Consider the following 9,989-nt stretch of genomic DNA (forward strand, 5'->3'; position numbering starts at 1 on the left):
AGTTCAGAATTGCGCCCCTTGAGGGTGATGGTATTATCAGTCACCTGTTGCTCCACCAGTTGCCAGCCCGATTGTTGAAATTGCTGACTATAGAATTGCTGGATGGCGATCGCCGGCGCTGCTACTTGCCAGCGGGTTACTGTAGTTTGGGGAGCTTCCGGCTGCGGTTGAGTGCTTAGGAGGGTGGCATTGGGAAACCGTAAATTTTCTGGCAGTGTTGCTGGGGCTGGCGCAGAGGGTATTGCTGTCGGGGATTGGCTTGCCCATTGGTCAGCATTGGGATCCGCAGCAAACCAATTTTGTAGCCCACTGCCCTCACAACTACTCAGAAGCAGGGCACTGAAGAATAAAATCCATCCCAATTGGCGCGATCGCTTCAACGTTCCTCGACCCTCAGCTAGATACTGTTTCACTCAGCACTGATTTCAGCCGCCATAGGAGGAAAGTCTGCCCCAACTCCAAAGGCAGCGGCGTCACCCCCTCAATACAGGACTGTACCCAGCCATCGCCCCAAGACCACTCCTGCCAGCCCTCAATGGCCTGGCGCAACACCAGTACAAGTCGCTCTGCTGTGAGTAGTTCCACGCGATGTTCCAGTTTTAACCACAGGAATTCACTGGTGAAGGTATCCCCCACTTGCAGGCGATCGCCTGTCCTCTGGAGCTGTAGAGGCCACAACCACTGCCGCAGCTTGGCCGGCTGCGTCAAATGCTCCCGCAGTTGGTCTGTCGTGGCCGGCACCTCAATACGCAAATAACTTGACTGAAATGTTCCCAGCATAGTGTTCCCTAGGAGCATAGGTAGGTGTAGCTGCGCAGACTCCGCTCATAGTTTTCTAGCAAGTGCTGCGCCTCGGCCAAGGTAATTTGTTCTTCCGCCAGCGCCGCCTCCGTGCGACAGCGAATTTTTTCCAGCAGAACATCCCCTTGGTACTGCACATAGCCGAGGACTTCTTGCATTGTATCGCCCCGCACCAAATGCTCAATTTCGTAGCCTTTGGGGGTTAGACGGATATGAACAGCATTCGTATCCCCAAAGAGATTGTGGAGATTGCCCATGATCTCTTGGTAGGCACCGTTGAGAAAAAGGCCAAGGTAGTAGGGTTCGCCCGGACGAAAGGGATGCAGTTCTAAGACTGATTTCACATCCCGCAGGTCAATGAACTGGTCAATTTTGCCGTCGCTGTCGCAGGTGAGATCCGCAAGAATGCCTCGTTCCGTGGGTTCTTCATCAAGGCGGTGGATCGGCATAATCGGAAACAGTTGATCGATCGCCCAGCTATCGGGCACCGACTGAAACACCGATAGATTGATGTAGTAAATCGAAGCCATGATTTTCTCAAGGTCTTCGAGATCGTCGGGCACATATTCCTGCTGGCGAGCAATGCCGAGGATCTTGGCACAACAGGCCCAAAAGAGACTTTCTGCCCGTGCCCGCTCCGGCAAACTCAAATAGCCAAAGTTAAAGAGACTGATGGCTTCCCCCTTAAATTGCAGGGCGTCGTTGTAGGCCTCTTGGTAGTTGTTCTCATCAATTGTTTGGTACGTGTCGTACAGGTTGCGGATGATGAGGTGCTCCTCGTCAGTGGCGGGTTCGGGGGTCATTTTGGGCACTTCGCTGACCCCCAAGACATTGAAAATTAACACCGATTGATGGGAGGCAATGGCACGACCACTCTCACTAATGAGGATCGGATCGGGGATGCCCCGCTGCCGACAGGCATCCTTAATGCCAGCCACGACGTCACTGGCATAGTTTTGCATACTGTAGTTTTTTGAGGCATGGAAATTGGTTTTGGAGCCGTCGTAGTCCACCCCCAAGCCACCGCCTACATCGAGGTACTGCATATTGGCGCCAAGGCGGACCAGTTCACCGTAAATCTGCCCCGCCTCGCGAATCGCATCCTTGATGACGCTAATGGCAGAGATTTGCGAGCCAATGTGAAAGTGCAATAGTTGCAGAGAATTGAGCATCCTCGCTTCTCGCAGTTGCTCGACTGCCGCTAAAATCTCTGGCACCGTCAGACCAAACTTGGCGCGATCGCCCGCGGAGGTGCCCCAGCGCCCCACCCCTTGGGTACTGAGTTTTGCCCGCACACCCACAATCGGCTCAATGCCCAAGGCCTGACTAACAGCAATCACTTCCGCCACTTCTTCAGGCTGCTCAAGGACAATGATGGGGGTGTGGCCAAGGCGACGGGCCAGAATAGCCGTTTCAATGTAGCTGCGATCCTTATAGCCATTGCAGATCAGCAGTGCCCCTGGTGTATTCAGCATCGCCAAGGCAATCAGGAGTTCCGGTTTTGATCCCGCCTCTAGGCCAAACTGATGGGACTGACCAAAGCGCACGAGGGCTTCGATGATGTGGCGCTGTTGATTGCACTTGATGGGAAAGACCCCCTTGTAGGCTCCCTGATAGCCATAGCGGGCAATGGCTCGGGCAAAGCAGGCATTCAGTCGCTCAATGCGATCCTCAAGAATATCGGAAAACCGCAGCAGCAGGGGGAGGCTAATGTTGCGCTGTTGGAGCGCCTGTACCAGTTCATAGAGATCCAACGACCCACCGCGATCGCCCTTGGGAGAGACAGTGACATGACCCGCAGCATTAATACCAAAGTAGGGTTCACCCCACCCCTGAATACGGTAGAGCTGCTCGCTATCCTCAATTGTCCAATTGCTGGTTTTCGTAACGGTCAATGCCATCGTGGGTGACACAGCAGCCATAGTGCGCTCCCAAACAAAACCGTGCTGATCCTAACTTGTTTTTGCCAGTGGCACCAATGCAATTACCAATGCAATTATGGTCGGCTTTTCGGAAGCGTTCGGCTGGCATGGTAGCATTAGGGATCGCTTCCCCTACCGTTAAGCGCCATGGCCTTTACGAAGATTTTGATTGCCAATCGTGGCGAAATTGCCCTACGGATTCTGCGTACCTGCGAGGAACTGGGCATTGCAACGGTTGCTGTCTATTCCACGGTGGACCGCCATGCGCTGCACGTGCAATTGGCCGATGAGGCGGTGTGCATTGGCGAAGCCCCCAGTAGCCGCAGCTATCTCAATATTCCTAACATTATTGCTGCTGCCCTCACCCGCCATGTCTCAGCGATTCACCCCGGCTATGGCTTTTTGGCGGAAAATGCCCGCTTTGCTGAGATCTGCGCCGATCACAAAATTACATTTATTGGTCCGAGTCCCGCTGCCATGCGTGCCATGGGGGATAAATCCACCGCCAAAGCAACAATGCAACGGGTGGGGGTGCCGACGATTCCCGGCAGTGAGGGACTGGTGCAGGATGAGGAAACGGCGCGGGCGATCGCCCGTAAAATTGGCTATCCCCTGATGATCAAAGCCACGGCTGGCGGAGGGGGTCGCGGGATGCGCTTGGTGCGTTCTGAGGAGGAGCTGGGGCGCTCGTTAAGTGCCGCCCAGGGGGAAGCGGAAGCTGCCTTTGGCAATGCCGGCGTCTATCTGGAGCGATTTATTGAAAATCCCCGCCACATTGAATTCCAAATTCTCGCGGATAGCTATGGCAATGTCATTCACCTAGGGGAGCGCGATTGCTCTGTACAACGGCGTCACCAAAAGCTCCTTGAGGAGGCCCCTAGCCCTGCCCTCACCCCAGAACTGCGCGCCAAGATGGGGGAAGCCGCTGTCACCGCTGCCAAGGCTATTAACTACGTCGGTGCTGGCACAATTGAATTTCTCCTTGACGGCCAAAACAACTTTTACTTTATGGAGATGAATACCCGCATTCAGGTGGAGCACACCGTCACAGAAATGATTACGGGTCTCGATCTGATTGCGGAGCAAATTCGCATTGCCCAGGGGGAACCCCTCAGCTTGACCCAAGAGCAGGTTCAGTTGCAGGGACACGCCATTGAGTGCCGCATCAATGCCGAAGATCCAGAGCGTAATTTCCGTCCCCATCCGGGTCGCATTAGTGGCTATTTGCCCCCTGGAGGGCCGGGGGTACGCATGGATTCCCATGTCTATACTGACTATGAAATCCCCCCCTACTATGATTCCCTCATTGGGAAGTTAGTTGTGTGGGGGAGCGATCGCCCCGCTGCCATTGCCCGCATGAAGCGTGCCCTCCGGGAATGTGCAATTATGGGGGTGCCGACCACCATTCCCTTTCATCAGCAGGTGATGGACACACCGGAGTTCCGCAGCGGTATTGTCTATACCAACTTTGTGGATAAGCTCATGACCACCTTGGGCTGGAATGTTTAATGCTTAGGCAAAGGAAACTACTGATTGCAGCCAGTGGCACGGGGGGACATCTTTTTCCGGCGCTGGCGGTGGCAGAGGAGTTACCTGAATATGAGATCCATTGGTTGGGGGTGCGCGATCGCCTCGAAAACCAGCTTATTCCCCCCCATTACCCGCTACATAGGGTGAACTTTAGTGGACTGCAGAGCAAAACACCCTGGGCTAAGTTGCGCCCCCTCTGGCAATTTTGGGGCGCCTTTTGGCAAACCCGTCAGCTACTCAAGCAGGGAGACTTTCAGGGGGTGTTTACCACAGGGGGATACATTGCTGCCCCTGCCATTCTGGCCGCCCGCAGTTTGGGACGCGTGGCCATCCTCCATGAATCCAACGCCCTACCGGGCAAAGTCACCCGCTGGCTGGCGCCTTGGTGTACGTTGGTGGCCCTGGGGACCCCTGCGAGTTTGGCCTATCTCAAATCGAAACGCGTGAATCTACGGGTCACTGGCACACCGGTGCGTCCCGATATTCTCCATCCCGGCAACCTGGCGTTACCGATTCCCAAGGAGGTGCCCCTGATTTTAGTGATGGGAGGCAGTCAAGGGGCAGTGGCCATCAATCGCCTTGTACGGGCAACTGTTCACCGCTGGCTCGAGGCCGGGGCTTGGGTCGTGCATCTCACGGGCAACAATGATCTCGATGCTCACACTATTCAGCATCCCCACTATCTCGTCTTTCCCTTTTTTGAACCCATGGGACCTTTACTCCATCGCGCTGATATTGCGATTAGCCGAGCTGGCGCCAGTGCCCTAGCAGAACTCACGCTGACGGCAACCCCTGCCCTGTTGATTCCCTACCCCTATGCCGCTGAGGATCACCAAACGGTGAATGCCGAAGTGCTGGTCAGGGCCGGGGCGGCTGAGATGATTCCCCAAGCGGCATTGACGGGCGATCGCCTTGGACAGATCATTTTAGAATGGCTAGGGCAGCCGCAAAAATTACAAGCCATGGCAGAGAATGCCCGCCAATTGGCAATCTCCAACAGCAGTCAGCAGGTCGCTGATCTCATTCGTACGCTGATTCCCGCCCCCTAGGAAACGTGCTATGCCCATCCGTCTTCTCTTTGTTTGTCTTGGTAATATCTGTCGCTCCCCTGCTGCCGAAGGGATTATGAAGGACTTGGTGAAAAAGGCAGGTTTAGAGCATGAGATTCAGTGCGATTCCGCTGGCACCAGCAACTTCCATGTGGGGGATCCACCGGATGCACGGATGGTCATGACGGCACGGCAACGGGAACTGCACTTGATCCACCGAGCCCGCCAATTTCATGCTGCTGACTTTGAGGAAATTGATCTGATCTTAACGAGGGATCGGCAAAATTACTACGATATTTTGCGCCTTGATCCCGCGGGGAAATACCGCGATAAAGTGCGGCTGATGTGTGATTTTTGCCGTCACCACGACGCGAAGGAAGTGCCCGACCCCTACTACGGCGGTCGTCAAGGGTTTGAGAAGGTGTTGGATCTGCTCACCGACGCCTGTGAAGGCCTACTGGAGTATCTCAAGGCCAACTATCCCCAACTACAGGAGCAGCATTGATGGACTATCGCAGTGCCGGTGTTGATGTGGCCGCTGGCCGCGCTTTTGTTGAGCAGATTCGTCCCTTGGTGCAGCGAACCCAACGCCCTGAAGTGGTGGGACGACTGGGGGGGTTTGCTGGGCTGTGTCAAATTCCCAAGGGCTATCGTCAACCCCTTTTGGTCTCAGGAACTGATGGGGTGGGCACTAAGCTAAAACTGGCTCAAGCCCTCGATCGCCACAATACTGTTGGCATTGATCTAGTGGCTATGTGCGTCAACGATGTTCTCACCTGTGGTGCTGAGCCACTCTTTTTCTTGGACTACATTGCCTGTGGCCGCCTGGCGTCAGAGATGATGACCGCTGTGGTGGCGGGTATTGCCCAGGGGTGTGAAGCAGCCGGTTGTGCCCTTTTGGGGGGGGAGACAGCGGAAATGCCGGGATTCTATGCCGAAGGGGTCTATGACCTTGCGGGATTCTGTGTGGGTATCGTTGAGCAGGATCAGGTGCTAGATGGTACGCAGGTGCAGGTGGGGGATGTGGTCTTGGGATTGGCCAGCTCTGGGTTGCACAGTAATGGCTTTAGTCTGGTGCGCAAAATCGTCAGCGATCGCCAGCTCAGTTGGCAGGATACCCCCCTTGGCTCCACTTCCCTTGGCGAATTATGCCTAGAACCCACCCGTATTTATGTTCAGCCCATCCGCGCCGCCCTAAGCCAAGGGATTCCTATCCACGGCATGGCCCATATCACCGGCGGCGGTCTGCCTGAAAATTTGCCCCGCTGCTTGGGCGAAGGGCGATCGGCACAACTGGATCCACAGGCTTGGCCAATCCCGCCTCTGTTTCACTGGCTAGGGGAGATGGGAGAAGTCAGCTTGGGTGAACTCTTTAACACCTTCAATATGGGCATCGGGTACACCGTTGTTTTGCCGGCCTCAGCCGTTGCAGCGGCGCAGACCTGCTTTGCTAAGTGGGGGATTGAGAGTTGGCCGATTGGCACCGTTGTTGCAGGCACCGGTGAGGTGTTGGGATTACCTGCTGCCTAATTGATTCCCATTTGGCATTCAGCGTTTGGCTCACGCCTAAAAGACACGCCTAGAATAAAAGTGCTGGGTGCTATCAGGGACTGTGCGAAAAATGATGGCTCATCTCCTCACCCTTGAAAGTGGCGATCGCCTAAGCCGCGAGGAATTTGAATACCGCTATAGGCGCTCTCCCCACATTAAGAAAGCTGAACTGATTAACGGAGTGGTGTTTGTGGCCTCCCCTGTACGCTACCGCCTGCATGGTGTGCCCCATAGTCAAATGATGGTCTGGGCAGGCAACTATTGCATCGCCATACCCCACCTCTTGATGGCTGACAATGCCACCGTCAGACTCGATGACAGGAATCAAGTACAGCCCGATATCATCTTGCGCCTGGAAGAATCGGCGGGGGGACAGTCGCGCATTAGTGCCGATGACTACATCGAAGGGGCACCAGAACTAGTGATTGAAATTGCCTCTAGTCGTGCTGCCTATGATCTCCACGATAAGAAAGACCTCTATTGCCATTTTGGCGTTAAGGAATATCTAGTGTGGGTGGTCTCAGAACAGGCCTTCTACTGGTATCACCGCGAGCAGGGAAGCTATGTTCAGCAACAGCCCGATCGCGAGGGAGTGCTTCGCAGCCAAGAGTTTGGCGGCCTCTGGCTCAATTTGCCTGCCCTTTTGCAAGGGGATATGCAAAGGGTGATGCTAACATTGCAACAGGGACTGGCAAGAAGAAGTAATTTGGTTCGCGAGCCAGGGGGATACACAACGAGGGTCTGATATTATCTGGCGATCGCCCCCCCTGGCGTGGACGTTGAGGAATATCTACCGCCACGGCCTGAACTGGTCGAGCTAAACATTTCCTATATAGTGAACTTGCTATATAGTGAATAGTGAACTTGATATAGTGAGCTGACTTGAGCAGATTTTTGATAGGCGCCCCAGGAAAATATCCGTAATGAAGGGCAGATTTTGTATAAATTTTGTATGAATTTTCTATCAAGCAGCATCCTTGCAGATGACGGAGCAACTGTAGTCAATGCCTAGCAAATCGTCTAAACAGATAATAATCCCATATCTCCCTCTAGTTCCTCAGTGGTCAACTTTGGCATTCGCAGTACCTCGCCGCAACTCCGCTTAGTGAACTTCTACATGACGATTAGATTAGAGCAGGCCGCGATAGCGAATAAACGTCAGCACCGCCGCCCAGGACCCCAAGGCCACTTTCAGGGCAATGAGGATATTCAGCCAAGGAATCCAGCCACCACTGAGGAGTGTGCCAAACCGACCCGCAGGCAATGCCACCCCCATCAACAGGCTGGCGCCGCAGAGAATGAAAACAACCACGGAGATTTTTTCCCATGTGGCGGCATGAAAGCGACGATAAATGCTCTCTAACCACTCTGGGGCTGAGGTAATGGCCACAAGACCGATCGCCGTTCCACCAGCAACACCAGCGGCAAATCCACCCCCCGGACTCAGGTGTCCCCGCAAGGCTAACTCAATACACACAAGGGAGCAAATGGTGGCGCCAAATCTTGCTAAAACAATCGAAGGTTGATCATTGAAGCGGCTAACATGGCCAAGGGGTTTTTCATTACTGAGCAGATACTGTGCCCCCATGATGGCAAGGGTGAATACCAGCACTTCAAAAATGGTGTCGTACAGGCGATTGCGCAAAATGATGGCTGTGACTGCATTGGGAATTGCGCTCTCTGTGACTAGAGTCTCAACAATCCCGATAGCTGGTATCGCTGGAATGGTGGGAATCGTCAAAATTTTAAGCAGCAGCAGTAGCGCCGCAATTCCATAAAGCCAAATCATGCGGCCGACTCCTCTTCACTGGGCAAGGGGTAGTATACAAGTTCTGTGAGAGTCGTGAGGTGGGGCTTGAGGATGGTGTAGAGGCGCGGTACACGAGTCATTGTTAGCAGTTGTGCCTTCTCCTCAGTACAAAGAGCGTGAATCTCGCGATCGCGGAGCGCTATTTGGAGTTGCTCAAACGTGGGATAAATGATTAATTCAACACGCAAATGATAGGGGGCAAGGGCTTCACGAATGGCTGCCAATAAGTGATCTAAACTATCGGTGGACAGGGACGAAGCTAAGATGCCCAATCGCAGCACCAAAGAAGAGCGTACTGCAACTGCGTAGAGCATAATTGAGAGCATCGTTCCCACCAGGGCTTCGGTTAGCGCCACATCGGCAGCTCCGAGAACAGCATAGAGAAGGGCAGCCACGGCACCAATAATGCCGCGAATCACAAGAGCATGGTAGGGATTCTCCTGGAAAACCAACATGAGAGCCGTTAGGGGCAAGAGGGCAGTGACCGCAATGAGCCAGCTATCCATCAGTGTCCTCCCCTTGGGAGCAGTAGGCTAAAACGTAGCCCAGAATGGTATTCCAAAGGGCAAGGGAGATCAATGCCAAGACCAGAAGAGGCCATTCGCGGGGAATACGCAGTAACACCCCGATCATGATCGCCATCGAACCCAAGGTATCGGAGACTGACAAAAAATGCAGTTTATAGAGGGGCGATCGCCGGCTCACCAGCGGCCAAGTTCCCCACAGCCAAAGAAAAAGACCAAAACTAATACAGGTATAACTGATCCACTGTAAAATCACTGACTCCTCCCTAAAGATTGGCTACATCCCGTAGTCGCCGCAGAATCTGTGCGAGGAGCATCAGGGCACCATTACCCACACTGAGAATGATTACGCCCACAATGCCAATCATCCAATCATCCCGCTGCACCGACACTAGCAAAATCATCATCGCCGCCTTTGTGGCAATACTGGCAAAGGCCAACATCTTCGACCAGATGTGCTCCCCTTTCCAAGCAGCATAGAGGGGAATGCCCAGAATCAGCAGCATGATGACTAAAAAGGCCGTCATTTTTCAGGTCGGCGCTCCACTAGTTGATGCACTTCAAACCAGCCCTCCTCGTCGTAGCGCAGTACGATTGTCTTGGGGGTGAAGGTAATCGTAAAAATATCCAGAAAAATCAGACCGGGGGCACGGGTAGGATCAACGGGTTCACGGAGGATCGCTTCATGGCGATGGGGACGCACTATCATTTCAATTGCCTCAAGGTAAGCCCGAGGAACAGCCATCGCCACTTTTCCTAGGGTACTGAGCCACTCTTGCAGTGTTGCCCCCCCCCCCCGCCC

General features: G+C 54.0%; 12 protein-coding genes and 1 pseudogene. 5 read left to right on the forward strand and 8 right to left on the reverse strand.

The annotated features are described in order from the left end of the window. The 3 genes and pseudogenes from H8Q75_RS10650 to speA form a co-directional block, all read right to left on the reverse strand. Positions 1-413, reverse strand: a pseudogene (locus H8Q75_RS10650) (S-layer homology domain-containing protein); the annotation flags it as partial. Continuing rightward, positions 394-780, reverse strand: a complete 387-nt coding sequence (locus H8Q75_RS10655; protein ID WP_024124846.1) for a hypothetical protein — start codon at positions 778-780, stop codon at positions 394-396. The pseudogene H8Q75_RS10650 and the gene H8Q75_RS10655, both read right to left, overlap by 20 nt. Positions 781-788: 8 nt before the next feature. Further along, positions 789-2,702 carry a biosynthetic arginine decarboxylase gene (gene speA, locus H8Q75_RS10660; protein ID WP_041429613.1) on the reverse strand — a complete coding sequence of 638 codons (1,914 nt, stop codon included), beginning with the start codon at positions 2,700-2,702 and terminating at the stop codon, positions 789-791. Between the two features lie 168 nt (positions 2,703-2,870). On the opposite strand from speA, the gene accC reads away from it, so the two are divergent. From accC to H8Q75_RS10685, 5 genes are all read left to right on the forward strand, one after another. Beyond that, positions 2,871-4,232 (forward strand): acetyl-CoA carboxylase biotin carboxylase subunit, encoded by a 1,362-nt coding sequence (accC, locus tag H8Q75_RS10665; RefSeq protein WP_024124848.1) that lies wholly within the window; start codon positions 2,871-2,873, stop codon positions 4,230-4,232. Next, positions 4,232-5,302 (forward strand): undecaprenyldiphospho-muramoylpentapeptide beta-N-acetylglucosaminyltransferase, encoded by a 1,071-nt coding sequence (gene murG, locus H8Q75_RS10670; protein ID WP_024124849.1) that lies wholly within the window; start codon positions 4,232-4,234, stop codon positions 5,300-5,302. The genes accC and murG overlap by 1 nt, the downstream gene beginning before the upstream one ends. Positions 5,303-5,312: 10 nt before the next feature. After that, on the forward strand, positions 5,313-5,807 hold the full coding sequence (locus H8Q75_RS10675; RefSeq protein ID WP_297041597.1) for a low molecular weight protein-tyrosine-phosphatase: 495 nt from the start codon (positions 5,313-5,315) through the stop codon (positions 5,805-5,807). Continuing rightward, positions 5,807-6,832 carry a phosphoribosylformylglycinamidine cyclo-ligase gene (purM, locus tag H8Q75_RS10680; RefSeq protein WP_024124851.1) on the forward strand — a complete coding sequence of 342 codons (1,026 nt, stop codon included), beginning with the start codon at positions 5,807-5,809 and terminating at the stop codon, positions 6,830-6,832. Before H8Q75_RS10675 ends, purM begins: the two co-directional genes overlap by 1 nt. Before the next feature lie 91 nt (positions 6,833-6,923). Continuing rightward, entirely contained in the window at positions 6,924-7,598 is a 675-nt protein-coding gene (locus H8Q75_RS10685) for a Uma2 family endonuclease (RefSeq protein ID WP_024124852.1), read from the forward strand. 384 nt (positions 7,599-7,982) lie between these two features. Here H8Q75_RS10685 and H8Q75_RS10690 read toward each other — a convergent pair whose 3' ends face one another. The 5 genes from H8Q75_RS10690 to H8Q75_RS10710 all read right to left on the reverse strand — a co-directional run. Beyond that, positions 7,983-8,642 carry a Na(+)/H(+) antiporter subunit B gene (locus H8Q75_RS10690; protein WP_024124853.1) on the reverse strand — a complete coding sequence of 220 codons (660 nt, stop codon included), beginning with the start codon at positions 8,640-8,642 and terminating at the stop codon, positions 7,983-7,985. Then, a complete protein-coding gene (locus H8Q75_RS10695; RefSeq protein WP_297041601.1) occupies positions 8,639-9,169 on the reverse strand; it encodes a DUF4040 domain-containing protein in 531 nt (176 codons plus the stop codon). The genes H8Q75_RS10690 and H8Q75_RS10695 overlap by 4 nt, the downstream gene beginning before the upstream one ends. After that, positions 9,162-9,440, reverse strand: a complete 279-nt coding sequence (locus H8Q75_RS10700; RefSeq protein ID WP_041429616.1) for a monovalent cation/H(+) antiporter subunit G — start codon at positions 9,438-9,440, stop codon at positions 9,162-9,164. Before H8Q75_RS10700 ends, H8Q75_RS10695 begins: the two co-directional genes overlap by 8 nt. A gap of 13 nt (positions 9,441-9,453) precedes the next feature. Beyond that, positions 9,454-9,714 (reverse strand): hypothetical protein, encoded by a 261-nt coding sequence (locus H8Q75_RS10705; protein WP_024124856.1) that lies wholly within the window; start codon positions 9,712-9,714, stop codon positions 9,454-9,456. After that, positions 9,711-9,989 (reverse strand): cation:proton antiporter (locus H8Q75_RS10710; RefSeq protein WP_297041606.1); only part of this gene is annotated, 279 nt, incomplete at its 5' end. The genes H8Q75_RS10705 and H8Q75_RS10710, both read right to left, overlap by 4 nt.

This window comes from Thermosynechococcus sp. OHK43, assembly GCF_014466085.1.
Classification (GTDB): domain Bacteria; phylum Cyanobacteriota; class Cyanobacteriia; order Thermosynechococcales; family Thermosynechococcaceae; genus Thermosynechococcus.